At 34.5% G+C, this 18771-nt stretch carries 14 protein-coding genes; 10 read left to right on the top strand and 4 right to left on the bottom strand.

Annotated features, from left to right (window positions below; translation table 11 throughout):
• Positions 1-506 precede the first annotated feature (506 nt).
• From AC1RRN_RS08905 to AC1RRN_RS08895, 3 genes are all read right to left on the bottom strand, one after another.
• Positions 507-782, bottom strand: a complete 276-nt coding sequence (locus AC1RRN_RS08905; protein ID WP_492966949.1) for a hypothetical protein — start codon at positions 780-782, stop codon at positions 507-509.
• A 151-nt stretch (positions 783-933) separates the two neighbouring features.
• Entirely contained in the window at positions 934-1935 is a 1002-nt protein-coding gene (locus AC1RRN_RS08900) for an LLM class flavin-dependent oxidoreductase (protein WP_492966948.1), read from the bottom strand.
• A 97-nt stretch (positions 1936-2032) separates the two neighbouring features.
• Positions 2033-3268, bottom strand: a complete 1236-nt coding sequence (locus AC1RRN_RS08895) for a polysaccharide deacetylase family protein (protein WP_492966947.1) — start codon at positions 3266-3268, stop codon at positions 2033-2035.
• 225 nt (positions 3269-3493) lie between these two features.
• Here AC1RRN_RS08895 and AC1RRN_RS08890 point away from each other — a divergent pair, with 225 nt between their 5' ends.
• Positions 3494-4279 (top strand): alpha/beta hydrolase, encoded by a 786-nt coding sequence (locus AC1RRN_RS08890; protein ID WP_492966946.1) that lies wholly within the window; start codon positions 3494-3496, stop codon positions 4277-4279.
• Here the strand turns inward: AC1RRN_RS08890 and AC1RRN_RS08885 are convergent.
• A complete protein-coding gene (locus tag AC1RRN_RS08885) occupies positions 4276-6249 on the bottom strand; it encodes a sigma 54-interacting transcriptional regulator (protein WP_492966945.1) in 1974 nt (657 codons plus the stop codon). The two genes, AC1RRN_RS08890 and AC1RRN_RS08885, sit on opposite strands and share 4 nt — an antisense overlap.
• Before the next feature lie 207 nt (positions 6250-6456).
• Here AC1RRN_RS08885 and AC1RRN_RS08880 point away from each other — a divergent pair, with 207 nt between their 5' ends.
• The 9 genes from AC1RRN_RS08880 to AC1RRN_RS08840 all read left to right on the top strand — a co-directional run bounded on the left by AC1RRN_RS08880 (position 6457) and on the right by AC1RRN_RS08840 (position 18659).
• On the top strand, positions 6457-8898 hold the full coding sequence (locus AC1RRN_RS08880; protein WP_492966944.1) for a tetratricopeptide repeat-containing sensor histidine kinase: 2442 nt from the start codon (positions 6457-6459) through the stop codon (positions 8896-8898).
• Positions 8899-8948: 50 nt separating this feature from the next.
• Entirely contained in the window at positions 8949-10298 is a 1350-nt protein-coding gene (locus AC1RRN_RS08875) for a sigma-54-dependent transcriptional regulator (protein WP_492966943.1), read from the top strand.
• 223 nt (positions 10299-10521) lie between these two features.
• The gene (locus tag AC1RRN_RS08870; RefSeq protein ID WP_026730398.1) at positions 10522-10803 is read left to right on the top strand and encodes a DUF7674 family protein; all 282 of its coding nucleotides are present in this window, start codon (positions 10522-10524) and stop codon (positions 10801-10803) included.
• 166 nt (positions 10804-10969) lie between these two features.
• Complete coding sequence (kdpF, locus tag AC1RRN_RS08865; protein WP_081909388.1) at positions 10970-11047, top strand: K(+)-transporting ATPase subunit F; 78 nt, start codon at positions 10970-10972, stop codon at positions 11045-11047.
• Between the two features lie 74 nt (positions 11048-11121).
• Positions 11122-12843 (top strand): potassium-transporting ATPase subunit KdpA, encoded by a 1722-nt coding sequence (kdpA, locus tag AC1RRN_RS08860; protein WP_492966942.1) that lies wholly within the window; start codon positions 11122-11124, stop codon positions 12841-12843.
• Positions 12844-13042: 199 nt separating this feature from the next.
• A complete protein-coding gene (kdpB, locus tag AC1RRN_RS08855) occupies positions 13043-15100 on the top strand; it encodes a potassium-transporting ATPase subunit KdpB (RefSeq protein WP_492966941.1) in 2058 nt (685 codons plus the stop codon).
• 124 nt (positions 15101-15224) lie between these two features.
• Entirely contained in the window at positions 15225-15776 is a 552-nt protein-coding gene (locus tag AC1RRN_RS08850; protein ID WP_492966940.1) for a K(+)-transporting ATPase subunit C, read from the top strand.
• A 460-nt stretch (positions 15777-16236) separates the two neighbouring features.
• Positions 16237-17316 carry a porin gene (locus AC1RRN_RS08845; RefSeq protein WP_492966939.1) on the top strand — a complete coding sequence of 360 codons (1080 nt, stop codon included), beginning with the start codon at positions 16237-16239 and terminating at the stop codon, positions 17314-17316.
• A 218-nt stretch (positions 17317-17534) separates the two neighbouring features.
• On the top strand, positions 17535-18659 hold the full coding sequence (locus AC1RRN_RS08840) for a sensor protein KdpD (RefSeq protein WP_492966938.1): 1125 nt from the start codon (positions 17535-17537) through the stop codon (positions 18657-18659).
• Positions 18660-18771 lie beyond the last annotated feature (112 nt).

Raw genomic sequence — 18771 nt, 5'->3', positions numbered from 1 at the left:
TCAATATGTCTACGAACGTGTATTTCTTCTTGTTTCGCTTGTCTCTCAAAGCGGGTGCAAAAGTAGAAAACTTATTTCTAACTGGCAAATGTTTTTTGAAGTTTTTTTTTGAAAAATTTCTTTTCCTTTTTCCTCTCCTAACCTTACCAATCTATCAATGAACTTTCCGTGTTTTGCGGGGTGCAAATGTAACATCCGTTTTCAAATCTCACAAGCTTTTTTGAATCTTTTTTGAAAAAAATTTTTCAGTTTCAATTCGTATGCCTGTCAGTATTTCAGTGAACGTCTGTCGTTGTTGCGGGTGCAAAAGTACCACCTTTATTTACATTTCCAAGCCTTTTTTTTATATAATTTCAATCTTTTTTATAAGTCGCTGGTATAACGGTTTTTATAAGGCAAAGTTTTTTTGGGCTTTTATGGATTTTGCTGAGTTTTGTCTGTTTTGGGTGGTTTTTGCCACAAAGGCACCAAGACACAAAATTTGGATTTTCCCTTTTTATTAGGCTTTAGCTTCTTTTCAAAAAGGCACTAAGCTCAATTTTCCTTTGTTTTTCGGGGTACTTGTGAAAATAACATGGCGCGAAGTCTTCCTTTTTCTTCCGAAAACGAAAAACCTCTTCTGAAAACGACTCCCCTAGCCCCGATAGAAGTGGAAATCCTTTTGCTTTTTTCTTTAAAAAGCAAAAGATTGGAACGGATAGCGGGATTAGCTCCTGATTAAAACAAATCTCAATATTTAAAATTCCAAATTCTAATTTTAAAAATGCTTCTACTTCGCCCACTGGAATTTCTATTTAAATACAATACAATTTCTCTCCTTATATATAATGTATAAAAAACAAACCCGACAGGTTTGAAAACCTGTCGGGTTGGATGATTATATTCTTTCCTATATATTATAGTATAAAAACACTCCTTATATATGTATAACTTTTAGTTTAGACTATCGATTACTTCTTTTGTAATTTGAATGCTTTTTAGTTTGGCCTGATGATCGAAGATTGGACTTGTTGCCATTAATTCGTCTACGCGAGAGTACTCAATAAATTTTTTAAGATCTATTGCTAATTGTTCTTTGTTTCCTGTAAACGTACAAGCAGTCATTTGGTTTACGTGAAAACGTTCTTCTTCGCTCATAATATCGTCTAAAGAAGGAATTGGAGGTTGTAGACCTTTGCGATCGTTGCGAATTAGATTTAAAAACATTTGATACAAGCTTGTGGAAAGGAATTCAGCTTCTTCATTTGTGTCTGCAGCAACGATATTAACACATGCCATTGTTTTTGGTTTGTCTAGCACAGCTGAAGCCTGAAAATTCTCGCGATAGAATTCAAAAGCCTGAATCATTTGGCGCGGTGCAAAATGTCCGGCGAAAGCATAAGGTAATCCGTATGCAGCGGCTAATGCAGCACTTTCCATACTTGAACCCAAAATCCAGATAGGAACATTTTTACCTTCGGCAGGAAAAGCACGGACTTTTGCTGTCGCATTTTCTGCAGAAAAATAATCCTGAAGCTTGCTTACGTTAGCAGGAAATCGCTGTGCCTGCTCAAAAAAGTCTTTTCTAATTGCTTCGGCAGTTGGTTGGTCTGTTCCTGGTGCTCTTCCTAAACCTAAATCAATTCGGTTAGGATAAAGCGTTTCTAATGTTCCAAATTGTTCGGCTACTATTAAAGGAGAGTGATTTGGTAACATAATTCCGCCAGAACCTACCCGAATGTTTTGCGTTTGACTTGCTATAAAACCAATTAAAACCACAGTTGCTGTACTTGCAACATGTGCCATATTGTGGTGTTCGGCCAGCCAAAATCGCTTATAGCCTAATTGATCAGCAAGTTGCGCTATGTCTTTTGTTTTTTGAAATGTTTCGGTTGCGTTGCTATCCTGAGTGATGATAGCCAATTCTAATATTGAGACTGAAATTGGTTTTTTCATATAAATAATTGCTAAGATGCAAAATTAACTCATTTATACGGTTGCCTTTTGCTTTTGAATGTTAATTGAATTATAATATTTGTCACTACAAATGTTTTTAATTCAATTGCAAATTAATCAGTTTATGTTTTGTTTTTCCGTCGCTGGAAACTGCAAAATCTTTTGAATTGGATTCTGTTTCAAATTTTGAAGAAGCATCGACTACTAAAGAAATAGCTTTGTATCTAAAAGTTTCAGGAATTTCCGGAAGCTGAATTGTAACTGTAACTTCTTTTCCTATTTGTTTATAATCAATTTTTATTTGATCACGAAGCCAAATGTATTCGTAAACTTCCTGCCAAGGCGCCATCCAGATTGAATCGTTTCCTTTTGAACCGTATTTATTTGCAATTGTAGTCATGTAATATTTGAAATCAGGAAACCGCATACTTAGATTCCAGAGATTCGAATTTCCGACACCGTGTGTAAATTCATTGTACCAGATTGGTTCCGGTAATTTTGTCACCGAATCGAAAGTTGCCAGAAACCGATCCATAGTTTTAAATCCGATTGTGTCTTTTGAACTTTGAACAAAAGTTCTGGCGTAAATCATTTTATCCAGATTGACTTTACCATTGATTTTAATAATTGGTCCAGAACCCGCATAAGAAGCTACCGATCGAGATCCGTTTGCTAATGCATCTTTTTCATACTCTAAATGATATCCCGGATCACTTTCTCCGCCAGGAACCACAAAATGTGACATGCTAAATCCTAAATTTTGTTTTATTGAGGCTGTATTGTCAGTAACTTCAGTCAAAAAATTAGTTCCGTGTTTTGTGGCATGATGAAAACCGTGATTCAGAATATCCCAGCCAATATTGTACATTTCTTTTACTTCTGACCAGGAAAGATGTCCTCGATTGGCTGGCAAATCTCCAATTGCACCACCATTAATGGCTAAGCCTAATTTGAATGGAATGTTATTTCCTAATCTGTCAGAATAAAAAAGTCCTTTTGAAGTTGTTCCATCTCCGCCCTGATCATTTTTCCATTCGTTTATCATTGGAGGGCTAATTTTTCCTCCATTAAATAATGGAAGGGCCGTTAAATAAGCGGATCTATAACCATCATCAACTGTAAAACTATAGGCCAAATGTTTATTGAATTTTAAATCTGCAATTTGAATTTTTGCTTTCTCTGCTGATTTGAATTTTATTTTGAATGAAATAGTTCTTGACTTTGAAGAATCTGTCTTAAGATCTGAATCCTTCGCAAAACAGAAAAATGCAGTATTGATTGTTAGGAGAATCGTAAGTAATAAAGCTTTTATTTGAAACTGAGGTGTTTTCATTTGAAATGTCTGATTTAGAGTTTCTAAAGATACGCTTCTTTAAAAAAAATCTTATTTTAAAAATGATATTTCAATAGTACCAAATACTTTTTAACGAAATATAATAACTCTCAAATCTGCAAACCTCAACAAACGTTTTATTATCAAGGATTTACAAATGGGCATAACCTTTGTTTTTGAAAGTATTGTCATATTAGTATTCAAAAAATCTCAAACTGCTTTTTTATGTACCTATCTAATACGAAAACCATTGTGTTTATTACAGGAGCATTTGTCAGCCATTCTTGTTGGGAGAAATGGATTGTTTTTTTTGAAGATCAAGGATATAAAACAGTTGCCCCGCCCTGGCCTTATAAAAATGAAAGTGTCGAAACATTGCGAAATCAGCATCCTGATTCAAAAATTGCATTATTAAGTTTATCTGGTTTACTCGATTATTATATAGAAATCATAGAGAAACTACCTGAAAAGCCCATTTTAATTGGACATTCATATGGTGGCCTATTGACGCAATTATTGGTTCAGAAAGAATTGGCCTTTGCTGGAATTTGTATACATTCTGTTCCTCCACAAGGTATGTTTAGGACAAAAATTTCTTTTTATAAAGCAATCTGGAAACCTTTAGCCTTTTTTACTTCTTCCAAAAAAACATATTTAATATCTTTTAAAGAGTGGCAAACCGCATTTACAAACGAAATGTCATTTCAAGAACAAAAAGATTCTTATGAAAAATTAGTAATTCCGGAATCTAAATCAGTTTTGCGAAATATTTTTACCAAAACGGCACACATCAACTTCAAAAAGAAGCATGAACCTTTACTGTTTTTATCAGGGTCTATCGATACAATTATTCCTGCTTCGCTCAATTATTCTAACTTTAAAAGATATACTAATATTCATTCTATTACTTGTTATAAAGAATTTCAGGGCCGCAATCATTTTGTATTAGGGCAATCCAACTGGCCGGAAGTTGCAGGATTTATAGTAAAATGGATCGAAAAAATCAGTTAATTTAATTCTCTTTTAATTTCCAGTTTTTTGATTTTTGAATTTAAAGTAGAAGGATGAATGTCTAAAATTTCGGCTGCACCTCCCACTCCTGATATTTTTCCGTTACATTTTTTCAAAATATACAAGATATAATCTCTTTCGTTTTCGAGAATTGTTTTTATAGAGAATGTCTCACTGGCTTGCTCTGCATGCATTTTTGATGATGTAGAAAGCTCAATTTCCTTGATTGTGTTTCCGTCGGTCAATAAAATGGCACGTTGCATTACATGTTCGAGTTCTCTAATATTTCCCGGCCAACTGTAATTTGTAATTTGCTGTAAAGCAAAATCAGAAAGATTTGGTGCTTTTCGTCCCATTTTCTCACTATAAACTTTTATAAAATGATGGGCTAAGTCCGGGATATCTTCTTTTCGTTTTTTTAAGGATGGAACTAAAATTGGAAAAACATGCAAACGATAATACAAATCCATTCTGAATCTTCCGGCTGCCACTTCTTCTTCGAGATTTTTATTAGTGGCCGCAATAATTCTAACATCAATTTTCATTGAAGATCTTCCACCGATACGTTCAATTTCTCTTTCCTGCAAAACACGTAACAATTTCACCTGAAGTTCCAGAGGCATCTCTCCTATTTCATCCAGAAAAATTGTTCCTCCGTCGGCTAATTCAAATTTACCAATTCGTTTGTCTAATGCTCCGGTAAAAGCACCTTTTTCATGACCAAAAAGCAATGATTCTGCCAGGTTTTCAGGAATGGCTCCACAATTAATAATAATTAAAGGCTTGTCTTTTCTTGGCGATAAAGCATGAATACTTTGTGCAATTTTTTCTTTTCCTGTCCCACTTTCGCCTAAAACCAAAACCGATGTATCTGACGGGGCTACTTTCCTTATGTAATCAAAAACAGTAATCATTTGCGGACTATTACCAATAATCCCTTCAAAACCAACCGATTTATTTAACGGTTTTACCTCTTTTATAACCGCTTCTTTTTGATCTGAATCTACATTTGTTTTTGGATACATTTTAGCTATAAATTGCCCAAATGTATTCTCGAGATTTGATAACATTTTAAGGTTTTCTGCCGAATAAACATTGAAGTTTCTACTATAAAAGGTGAAATAAAATCTTTGTATTGTGGCAATCGAAACAGGGAAAACCAAATACGATTTAATTCCGAAATTATGGGAAATCAAGCTTTTAATTGGTGCTGCCTGAAAGTTATTAATCAGCGCTTCTTCGCTATAAATAATAGGTTCTAAGTCTATTTTTGATTTTTTATAGGTTTCGTTTAGTTCTTTTATCGAAATATCGGCTATTGTCGAAAATCTTTCCGGACTAATTAATTGATAATCATCAATATTTCTTCTCATTATTCCGAGATTGCCATAATGCGTTCTATTAGCAAAACCGACTTCTAAATAATCAAACGAAATATAATTTTGTATCATTCTTCCGAATGCCAATAATGCGTTCTCCCATTTGAGATTTGAATTTAAAATCTCGTTCATATCTTTTTGCAATTGCATTTGCTGCATTAATTGCGATTCTAAACTGTATTCCTGACGGTAAAAAGCGATTTCGAGAGTCGTTAAAACATCTTGCTCTCTAAAAGGTTTTACTATAAATCCATAAGGTTGTGTGATTTTGGCCTGATCTAAAATAGTTTTACTCGAGTTAGCGGATATAAATATAAATCCGATATAATTTTCTTTTAGAATTTGTGCTAAATCTATTCCGTTACGACTTCCCTTTAACATGATATCGAGAAAGACCAGGTCTGGTTTTTCGATTTCGATTTGCTCCAAAGCCTTATCGACCGAACGTGCAATTCCTATAACTTCATAATTTGCTTTCTCAAGAATTAATTGTAAATCGTGAGCTTCAATAAATTGATCCTCAACGATTAAAATTCGCTTTTTAGAAACAGATTTGAGGGAAAAATTTGCATCGTTGGACACGTTTTTCATAATTGTAGTACTTTTATCGTTATTTAGTATCTAATATATTGGTATAAAATTAGTTAATTATCTGAACAAAAACCTTTATTTCTTCTAATATAAATCATAAAAAACCGCTTTTATATGAATTTTCTTTATTTATTTTAAAAAACCACAAACGTTTATTTTTATATTTGTTTATCAAAAAACCACTAACCATTTAATTGTAAGTGAAATATGAAAAAAAAATATTTTATCTATTTTATACTCTTCCTTGCATTTCAAGCTTTTGGACAAACCGCTACTTCAGTCAGCAAATATGATTTAAAGAAAAAAAGACTTTTAATCCAGGCTTGCTCCATCTATTTATTCAATGCCAACCAAGGTGCTATAGATGCAGACAGCTCTGTAGTTCTGGCCTGTAAAGCATATAAACTGCCTGTTTCTTTAGCTTATGACGAAGGTTTTAATGATGGTTCTAATTTAATTGGTAATGATTTGATTGAAAAAGGAAATATTAACTCGGCTATTCGGCTATTGCCAAAAACAAAAAATGAAGACCGGATTAAATTACTTTTTCAGCTAGGGAATTTTTATCTTTTTAAACCCGGTACAAAACCAGAAGATCTTAAAAATGCTAAAACCTATATCGATGAAGCTGTTTTGGTTGGTAATCAGCTTAAAATAAAAAAATGGCAGCATCAAAGTTTATTGCTGTTAGGCAAGTATTATTTTCAAGCCAATAATCCGGCCGAAGGAAAAAAATGCTTTTTGCAGGTGATCAATGAATGTCGAAAAGAAAATGACAAAGCCGGACTCGCCGATGCTCTCGATGCTTATGGAACTCTATTGTCCAATTTGGATCCTGAAAAAGAAAAGATACTGCAGGAAGCAATTACAATTTATGCATCATTAAGAATAGAAGAAAAAAGAATTGAATCTTACATGAAGGTTACGACTATTTATTTTTGGACAGGAAGAATTAATGAAGCCAAAAAGAGGTTGTACCAGAATTTGGTTGATTTACGAAAAATTGGGTTTACGCATGAGCAGTTCGCTGAAACAACAATTACTTATGTCGAATTATCGCAGCACAACATGAAAAGTGCGTTGTATTATGCTTTAAAAAGTGTAAAACGAATGGAAGCTGAAAAGGATTATACTTTTGGAGATATTTTCTATATGCGCCTGGGGGATGTTTATAATTTCATTGGTCACAGTGAAGAAGCACTGGAATTGTATAAAAAAAGTATTGAAATAGGGCAACAAACGCTGGATACGGGCACTTGGTACAAAAGTTTTTTTGGTGCCGTTGCTGCTTTATCTTTAAAAGGAAAAACAAAAGAGGCCCTTAATTACATTAATTCAATGACATCGGAATACCCTCCAAAAAGCACCTTTGATAAAATGTCTGTTGCTTACATTAAAGCCAATTGTTATGATGAATTAAAGGATTATGTGCCTGCTGAAAAGTATTTTAAGGAAACCGACTTCTACGCGCAACAAATAAGCTCTCTTGAAACTTTTATAGAAGTCGCACATGAATACACAACAATAGCATTGTTTTATATCAAAACAAAGAGGCCAGAAATAGCAAAGCTGTATACTGATAAAATTTTTGCTCTTTCTAAAACATATAACAAAACGTATAACTCAGAGACTTTTCAGCTTTTATTATATAAAACAGATTCTATTAATGGAAATTACAAAGGCTCTTTAGTACATTTTCAGAACCTAAAAAGAATAAGCGATTCGACTCATGGGATTGCTAAAAATAAGCAAATTGAAGAATTGAAAATTGAATATGAAACTAAAAATAAAGAACAGAAAATCAAACTTTTAAACGATCAATCGAAACTTCAGGAAAGTCAATTACAAAAATCACAACTGTTGAATACGTTATCGATTTGGAGTTTACTTTTACTTCTGCTTACAATTGGTTTGCTTTATAACCGATACAGATTAAAACAGCGAAATCATGCCAAATTAGAATTGAAAGAAAAAGAAATCAAGCAGAAAAACACCAATCTTAAACATTTATTAGACGAAAAAGAATGGCTTTTGAAAGAAATTCACCATCGTGTGAAAAACAATCTTCAAACGGTTATAAGTCTTCTGAATTCGCAATCGGCTTATTTAGATAACGATATGGCATTGTCAGCTATAAAAAACAGTCAACACAGGATTCATTCGATGTCTTTGATTCATCAAAAATTGTATAATTCTGAGAATATTTCGACAATCAATATGCCCAATTATATTAAGGAACTGGTCGAATATTTACGTGAATCTTTTTCGCTTGGGCAAAGAATTCGTTTTGAAGTAAAAGTTGATCCGCTTGAATTAGATGTAGCTCATGCTGTTCCGCTTGGATTGATTTTGAATGAAGCGATTACAAATTCTATTAAATATGCTTTTCCCGAGGATCGAACCGGAATGATTTATATAACGCTTGAAACGAAAGCTGAAAATGAATATTTATTAACGATTTCTGATAACGGAATTGGTTTTGATTTGAACCTCAACGATAAAAAAGCAAACTCTTTTGGAATGAGCCTGATAAAAGGTCTAACGGATGATCTTGACGGAAAATTGACGATGAAAAATAATAACGGAACGATTTTGAAAATCGAATTTTCGCAAGAATTTCCACTGAATCAAAAAAGGAAAGTGATTTAAAACCTAAATTTGTACATCAAAATACCATTTCGGTTTTAGCTTATCTGCAAATGACACACAAAATTTTAATTATAGACGACGAAGAAAAACTTAGAAGTCTGCTCGCACGTATTATAAAATCGGAAGGATTTGAAGTTATCGAAGCCAAAGATTTAAAATCAGGTTTTAAGAAACTGGAACAAACCGAAATTGATGTTGTTTTATGTGATGTGAAATTACCTGACGGAAATGGAGTTGATTTTCTTCAAAACATAAAAGGAAGTTTTCCGCTGACGGAAGTTATTCTGCTGACCGCTTTCGGAAATATTCCAGATGGCGTTCAGGCGATGAAAAATGGCGCTTTCGATTATATTGTAAAAGGCGACGATAACGACAAGATTATTCCGCTTCTTTATAAAGCGGTCGAAAAAGTACAATTGCAAAAGAAAGTACAGCAACTCGAAAAACGTATCAACGATAAATATTCTTTCAGTACCATAATCGGAAAATCGAAAGGAATTGAACAAGTTATTGATCTCGCTCAAAAAGTTGCCAAAACCGATTCGACCGTTTTGCTTACGGGTGAAACCGGAACCGGAAAAGAGGTTTTTGCACAAGCCATTCACGAAAACAGTAATCGTGTCGGGAAATCATTTGTGGCATTAAACTGCAGTACTTTCACAAAAGAAATTTTAGAAAGCGAACTTTTTGGTCATAAACAAGGCGCTTTTACGGGAGCTGTAAAAGATAAAAAAGGTTTTATTGAAGAGGCAAATGGCGGTACTTTGTTTCTGGATGAAATTGGTGAAATGCCAATTGATCTTCAGGCGAAATTATTACGTGTTTTAGAAACTTCAGAATATATTCCGGTTGGCGATACAACTCCAAAAAAATCAAATTTCAGATTAATTGCCGCGACAAATCGAGATTTAAAAACAGAAAGCGACGAACATCGTTTCCGTTCTGATTTGTATTTCCGTTTGAATATTTTCGAAATAAAACTTCCTTCATTACGAGAAAGAATTAAAGATATTGCCGTTTTAACAAATCATTTCGTGAAACAGTTTTCTGAAAAAACGAATAAAAAAACATTAAATATCAGTGATGATTTTCTGCAGAAATTAGAAAGTTATTCCTGGCCAGGAAATATCCGTGAACTTAAAAATATTATCGAGAGATCGGTTATTTTGAGTAATGATGATATTTTAACTTCGGATGTTCTACCTTATGAAATGCAGCATCAAGCTGAAAAAAGCACCAAATCGATGTCGGCTTTCTCCATGCAGAGTGTTGAAAAACTTCATATTCAAAAGGTTTTAAATTATACAAAAGGGAATAAAGCGGAAACGGCACGATTATTAGAAATTGGAATTGCGACTTTGTATAGAAAATTGGAAGAATATGGGATTGAAAAAATTTAAATTTAAAATTCCAATATTAAATTCAAAGGAGATTACAATTTACCATTAACAATTCATAATTAATCTTATCATTTCAATAAAAGCTTATCATTTTGATAGGCTTTTTTTATGCCTGATTTTTGGCACACAAATACATTCCTTTAATTTACAACACTTTAACTACAACCTGACTTTTTCGGAACATATTTTGGCATAAGGAGGAAGAACATAAAAATTCATTCTCATGAAAAATCAAGTAACCTCAATCTACAAACAAGCCGAACGGTTTGCTGAGATAACCAAAAAATCTATTATTTCAGGTAATATCGTTAGAGCAAAAAAATGCCTTGCTCTTGCCGAACGTTTGTTTATAACCGGAAGTATCGAAACTAAAAATGCCATTTCTAATGTGTATGTTTTTTCGGTTTCTTCTTTTATGGAAGTGCGTCACTGCAATATTTCACATCTTTTTCCACAAACGCTTAAAGCGGAATATATCAAGCAGGTTAATGCTTCGGGCGTATAAAGTTTAATCGGTTAACTGTTTAATTGTTTAATAGTACTGAAAAATCTAAAGTCTACAATCTTAAATCTAAAATAATATTATGATCACTTTTCTTTTACTCGCACTGGCCATTGTGCTGTTTGCCATTTGTTTTCTCTCTGTTGAATTTTTTGAAAAAATCTAAATCATGACTGCATTATTTATTATTTCAATCGCCGTTTTCGTGTATTTGGTTTATGTATTAATCAAACCCGAAAAATTTTAAAAAATGAATTTTTAGAATTTAAGATTGTTTCAAAGAAATCTAAAATCTAAAATCAACAATCTAATATTAAATATATGAACACAGAATTATTATGCGTCATTGGTATTTTTATCCTAACTATTATTTTAGCGATTCCTTTAGGAAAATATATTGCTAGAGTTTATTTGGGAGATAAAACACTTTTTGATCCGATTTTCAATCCAATTGAAAAATTTATCTTTAAAATCAGCGGTATTAATTCCACTGAAGAAATGAACTGGAAACAACACTTAAAAGCACTTTTAAGTATCAACATGGTCTGGTTTTTTCTTTGCTTTTTTGTCTTATTGTTTCAGGGTTCTTTGCCTCTTAATCCGGATAACAATCCGTCTATGACACCTGATTTGGCATTTAATACTGCTATTTCATTTTTAGTCAACTGTAACTTACAGCATTATTCGGGCGAAAGCGGGGTTTCTTACCTTTCACAAATCGTGTTGATGTTCCTTCAATTTGTTTCTGCTGGTATCGGAATGGCTGCTGCCGCAATGATTTTTACAGCAATGAAAGAAAGAACAACAGAAAAATTAGGCAATTTTTACAATTATTTCATCAAAAGCTGTACTCGTATTTTATTACCACTTTCAGCAATTGTAGCTATCGCGTTAGTTTTCAGCGGAACTCCAATGACTTTTGAAGGCAAAGATGCTATTACAACTTTGCAAGGCGATCATGTAGAAGTTTCTCGCGGACCCGCTGCTGCCTTTATTGCTATTAAACATATTGGTACAAATGGTGGTGGATTTTTTGGAGCCAACTCAGCGCATCCATTAGAAAATCCAACTTATTTTACTAACGGAGTTGAACTTTGGGCACAAATGATTATTCCATTTGCGATGATTTTTGCACTTGGTTTTTACCTCAACAAAAGAAAATTATCAAACATCATTTTTGGTGTAATGACGGTTGGATTTTTACTTCTCGTTGTTCCAACAGTTATGAGCGAAATCAACGGAAATCCTGCTATCGAAAAAATGGGTATTGCACAAGCAACCGGGGCGATGGAAGGAAAAGAAGTTCGGTTTGGCCCGACAATGTCAGGTTTCTGGAGTATTGCTACAACCGTAATTTCTACAGGTTCTGTAAACAGTATGCACGATAGTTCTATGCCGGTTTCTGGTGCTATGCAATTATTATCTATGATGGTAAATGCCTTTTACGGCGGATGTGGTGTTGGTATTTTGAACTATTACATTTTCATTATTCTAGCTGTATTCATTTCCGGATTAATGGTAGGTCGAACTCCTGAATTTTTAGGGAAGAAAATCGAAGCTCGGGAAGTAAAAATTGCGGCTTTTATCGCCATTCTTCATCCTTTATTAATATTAGCGGGAACTGCTTTAGCTTCTTATTTTGCTGCGCATGATACTGCAATGGGTTATTGGTTCAGCGGAAACGCGACAGGCTGGTTAAACAATCCTGGCAACCACGGATTCTCTGAAATGTTATACGAATATACTTCGAGCGCTGCCAATAACGGTTCTGGTTTTGAAGGATTGGGAGATAATAATCCGTTCTGGAATATCACTACAGGAATTGTATTACTGCTAAGCCGTTTTATTCCAATCATTGGTCCATTAGCAATTGCAGGTTTATTGGCAGGTAAAAAATACATTCCAGAAAGTGCAGGAACTTTAAAAACTGACACATCCATTTTCGGAATCATGACTTTTGCTGTAATCGCAATTATCGCTGCTTTATCATTCTTCCCGGCGTTGGCTTTAGGTCCATTGGCAGAATTCTTTACTTTAAAATAACAATTCATTTTTCAATGCTGAAAATATTTTAAACACATAGAAATATAGTCTTTTCTTGACCTAAAAAAGAAAATCAAAAGAAACTAGTTTCTAACACATAGCTATGTGTGTTAATGCAAGTGAAACGCCTTTTCCTCAAAGTAAAATCTATGTTTCTATGTGTTTAAAAACCATTCAGCCAATTAAACAACAAAAAAAAATGACAACTAATAAATCCACATCATTGTTTGAAAGTAAACAGGTAAAAGAAGCCTTAGTGCAGTCTTTTGTCAAGCTGAATCCAAAAATGATGATCAAAAATCCGGTAATGTTTACCGTAGAAATTGGAACAGCTATTATGTTTGCTGTCTGTATTTCGATCTTAATGGGCGCAAACGATCAGGGAAGTTTTACTTATAACCTAATTGTATTTTTAATTTTACTGGCAACGCTTTTATTTGCCAATTTCGCCGAAGCAATTGCCGAAGCAAGAGGAAAAGCACAAGCCGACAGTTTAAGAAAAACAAGAGAAGAAACTCCTGCAAGACAAATTTTACCTAACGGAGAAATCAGAAATATCAGTTCTTCAGCATTAAAAAAAGACGATATTTTCGTTTGTGAAGCCGGTGATTTAATTGCTGCCGATGGCGAAATTATCGAAGGTCTGGCTACAATCGACGAAAGTGCTATTACTGGAGAAAGTGCTCCTGTAATTAGAGAAGCTGGCGGAGATAAATCTTCGGTTACAGGAGGAACAAAAGTATTATCTGATAAAATTAAAGTAAAAGTTACTTCTGAACCTGGCGAAAGCTTTTTGGATAAAATGATTGCTTTGGTTGAAGGTGCGAGCCGTCAGAAAACACCAAACGAAATCGCCTTAACCATTTTATTAGCCGCATTTACTTTAATCTTCGTGATTGTGTGCGTTACGCTAAAACCGTTTGCCGACTATGCCAACGCACCCATCACGATTGCGGCTTTCATTGCTTTGTTCGTTTGTTTAATTCCAACTACAATTGGAGGTTTGCTTTCTGCGATTGGTATTGCGGGAATGGACAGAGCTTTACGAGCTAACGTAATTACAAAATCGGGTAAAGCGGTTGAAACTGCTGGAGATATTGATGTTTTGCTTTTGGATAAAACGGGAACCATTACCATTGGAAACAGAAAAGCAACCAATTTTTACCCAACAAAAGGAATCTCTTTTGATGATTTCGTTAAATCGGCTGTTTTGAGTTCGCTTGCTGATGATACTCCGGAAGGGAAAAGTATTCTCGAACTTGGTAAAACGTTAGATGTAAATAGTAAGATGCAATCAGACATTTCACTTCTTACAGAAAACATCTCACACAGTATAAAATTTACTGCCGAAACCAGAACTTCTGGAGTAGTATTAAAAGACGGAACTAACATTAGAAAAGGGGCACAAGACGCTGCAAAAAACATTGCGCAGCAAGCCGGAAATTCTTTCCCTGAAGATACTGCTCAACAAGTTATTACAATTTCGTCTAACGGAGGAACACCTTTGGTTGTCATTAAAAATAATGAAGTTCAAGGTGTTATCGAACTTCAGGATATTATCAAAACCGGAATGAAAGAACGTTTTGAGCGCTTGCGCAGAATGGGAATCAAAACGGTTATGGTTACGGGAGATAATCCACTTACTGCCAAATTTATTGCCGAAGCAGCCGGTGTTGATGATTTTATTGCCGAGGCTAAGCCTGAGGATAAAATGAATTATATCAGAAAAGAACAGGCTGAAGGAAGATTAGTTGCCATGATGGGTGACGGAACAAATGATGCTCCTGCCCTTGCTCAAGCAAATGTTGGAGTTGCCATGAACAGCGGAACTCAAGCGGCAAAAGAAGCCGGAAACATGGTCGATCTTGACAATGATCCAACGAAACTAATCGAGATTGTTGAAATTGGAAAACAGCTTTTAATGACTCGAGGTACTTTAACTACTTTTTCTATTGCAAATGACGTTGCGAAATATTTTGCTATTGTTCCTGCTCTTTTTATTACTGCGATTCCTGCGCTTCAAGGTTTGAATATCATGCATTTGCATAGTCCTGAAAGTGCGATTTTATCGGCTGTCATTTTCAATGCGATTATCATTCCTATATTGATTCCGCTTGCGCTGAAAGGGGTTGATTACCGACCAATTGGAGCGAGTGCGATCTTAAAAAGAAACCTTTTGATTTATGGTCTTGGAGGATTGATTGTCCCTTTTATTGGAATTAAGGTAATTGATTTGTTAGTAGCACTATTTATGTAAGATACTAAGGCGCTAAGTTGCTAAGATTCTAAGTTTTTTTTCTTAGAATCTTTAAACCTTAACAAATCAGAATTTAAAAAAACTTAGAAACTTAGAGACTTAGTCTCTTAGAAACTTTAAAAAAATGAAAAATCTATTTTCTATAATAAAACTTACTGCGGTTACCTTAATCTTATTCGCAGTTATTTATCCTTTAGCGATTTACGGAATCGCACAAATTTCTCCAAATCAAGGAAAAGGAGAAACTATTTCGGTTAACGGAAAAGTGGTTGGTTATCAAAAAAATGGTCAGAAATTCGATAAGTCGAATTATTTCTGGGGAAGACCTTCGGCGGTTGATTATAACGCGGCCGGAAGTGCCGGAAGCAACAAAGGCCCAAGTAATGCTGATTATTTGGCTTTGGTTCAAAAAAGAATTGATACGCTTTTATTGGTTCATCCTTATTTGAAAAAATCGGATATTCCGTCGGATATGGTTACGGCTTCAGGTAGCGGTTTAGATCCTAATATTTCTCCGCAAGGGGCTTTGATTCAGGTTAAACGAATTGCTAAAGAACGAAAACTGGATGAAGCTAAAGTAAAGGCTTTGGTGGAATCTAAAATTAATACGGCTGTTGTTGGTCCTGAAACAGTGAATGTTTTGGAATTGAATGTGGCTTTAGATGCGCTTCGCTAAGATGCTATCCCGAGGCTTCGGGACTAAGATACTGAGATTTTAAGTTTTTCTCCTGCAAGGTTTTTGAAACCTTGTAGGTATGATAGACTAGTTGATACGAATTTTCATTCTTGTTCTATGCGCATTCTTGTCATTTCGACGAAGGAGAAATCACACTCGTAATTCGACAAAGATTGGCGATTAACTGTGCGGAATTTCTAGTGTGATTTCTCCTTCCTCGAAATGACAAACTAAACGATAAAAACTAACCTTTAAATTAAATACCTACAAGGTTTTGAAAACCTTGCAGGAAACGAAAACGCCTTTTTACCCCAATTGCCCTAGCCCCGATAGTAGTGAAAATCCTTTTGTGCCGGGGTTCGGCACAAAAGATTGAAACGGATAGCGGGATTAGCTCCTAAAAAATCTACTAATAATTTAATTCAGAGGATGAGATTGCTTCGTTCCTCGCAATGAAAAAATGAAAAAAATAATACTTACTGCTTTAATCGCTTTTGGTTTTAGCAATTTACACGCACAAGAAGAATCTAAAAGTCCATTGACATTTTCGGGATATGTTGACGCTTATTATAGTTATGATTTCGCGAAACCGGAAAATCATACTCGGCCGAACTTTTTTTACAGTTATAATAAAAGCAACGAGGTAAACCTGAATTTAGGTATGGCAAAAGTGAATTATTCGAAAGAAAATATTCGAGGGAATTTTGCTTTGATGGCGGGAACTTATGCCGAATATAATATGTCTGCTGAGCAAGGTTTGTTGAAAAATGTTTACGAAGCAAATGTTGGGGTAAAGATTTCGAAAAGCCATAATTTATGGGTTGATGCGGGAATCATGCCTTCGCATATTGGTTTTGAGAGTGCGATTGGAAAAGATTGTCAGACTTTAACGAGAAGTATTTTGGCTGAGAATTCTCCTTATTATGAAACGGGAGTTAAAATTGGTTATACTTCTGAATCTGGAGAATGGTATTTGGCAGGAATGTACCTGAATGGCTGGCAGAGAATCGAGAAAGTCGAAGGCAATCAAACGCCTGCTTTTGGAACTCAGGTTACGTACAAACCGTCTGATCGGGTTGCTTTGAACTGGAGTACGTATGTTGGAAATGAACAGCCAGATATCGACAAAAAATGGCGTTATTTCAACAACTTTTACGGACAGTTTAAAGTAACGGAAAAAACAAATGTTACGGCTGGTTTTGATATTGGATCTCAGCAATCGGATAAAAAAAGTAACAAATACGATACTTGGTTTTCGCCAATTTTGATTCTGCAATACAAACCAGTTGACAAGATTCAGCTTGCGGTGAGAGGAGAATATTATAGTGATGAAAAAGGTGTAATTATCGTAACTGAAACGCCAAATGGTTTTAAAACTTACGGATTTTCGGCTAACTTTGATTACTTAGTTGCTGATAATGTTATGTTTAGAATTGAAGCTAGAAATCTTTCAAGCAAAGACGAAATCTTCACCAGTAAAGACAATCTTCCAACGGATACGAATACGTTTGTAACGACTTCCTTGGCGATTAGTTTTTAGGGGAATATTTCTTGCCACAGATTACACAGATTAAAAGGATTTTTTTTTCGCCACGAATTACACAAATTTTCGCTAATTTTTATTAAATATAATTCGTGAAAATTTGTGTAATTCGTGGCAGATAAATCAACGCAGAGCCATTCAAATAATCCTTCTAATCTGTGTAATCTGTGGCTTTAAAAAAAACTTTGTGACTTAGCGCCTTCGTGGCAAAAAATATGGAAACCGAAAATAATAACGCACAGCACTTTCTCGATTTAATTCAGAAATCACGAAAGGGAAAGTTTAAAATCTACATTGGAATGAGCGCCGGTGTGGGCAAAACTTTTCGTATGCTTCAGGAAGCGCATTCGTTATTGAAAAACGGAATCGATGTAAAAATTGGTTACATCGAAACGCACATGCGAAAGGAAACGCATGAATTATTAGCGGGTTTGCCGATAATTCCGAGACGGACCATTTTCTATAAAGGAAAAGAACTCGAAGAATTGGATGTTCAGGCGATAATCAATCTTCGTCCAGAAGTGGTTATTGTTGATGAACTGGCACACACGAACGTTGAAGGAAGCAAAAATGAAAAACGATGGCAGGATGTTTTAGAGATTTTGGAGGCTGGAATTAATGTGATTTCGGCGGTTAATATTCAACATATTGAGAGTTTAAATGAAGATGTAAAACGCATTACAAACATTGATGTTCAGGAACGAATTCCGGACAATGTTTTGCGATTGGCGGATGAAGTCGTGAATATCGATTTAACATCTGAAGATTTGATTGCGCGTTTGAAAGAGGGAAAAATTTATACTCCGGATAAAATTCAGACGGCTTTAACGAACTTTTTTAAATCGGAACAGATTTTACAACTTCGAGAATTGGCTTTGAAAGAAGTAGCGAGTCAGGTCGTTCGAAAAGTTGAAAATGAAGTTCCGAATCTTCATGCTTTACGACATGAAAAATTGTTGGCCTGCATTAGCAGTAATGACAAAACAGCAAAAATTGTTATTAGAAAAGCGGCACGACTGGCAAGTTATTACAACGGATCGTGGTATGTTTTGTATGTGGAAACTCCGCAGGAAAGCAGTACCAAAATTGCTTTGGACAAACAGCGACATTTAATTAATAATTTTAAACTCGCCGTACAATTAGGCGCAGAAGTAATTAAATTAGAAAACAGAAATATTGCCGATGCGATTTTGGCAACAGTTGAAGAAAAACAAATTACAACTGTATGTATCGGGAAACCACATTTGAATTTATTTAAAGTAATTTTGTCTACAACAATTTTTAGACGTTTATTAAATCGCTTGTCTTTATCGAATGTCGACCTTGTTATTCTTTCGTAATATTTTCTAACCATTAAGATATTAAGTAAATAAAGACTATGCTTAATTTTCTCATTCAAAGTTTCATTAAGTAAAGCTTAATTTACTTAATATCTTAATGGTTCAAATAAAA

The organism is Flavobacterium sp. GW821-FHT11G01, assembly GCF_058808175.1.
This window is presented reverse-complemented; position numbering and strand designations above follow the sequence as displayed.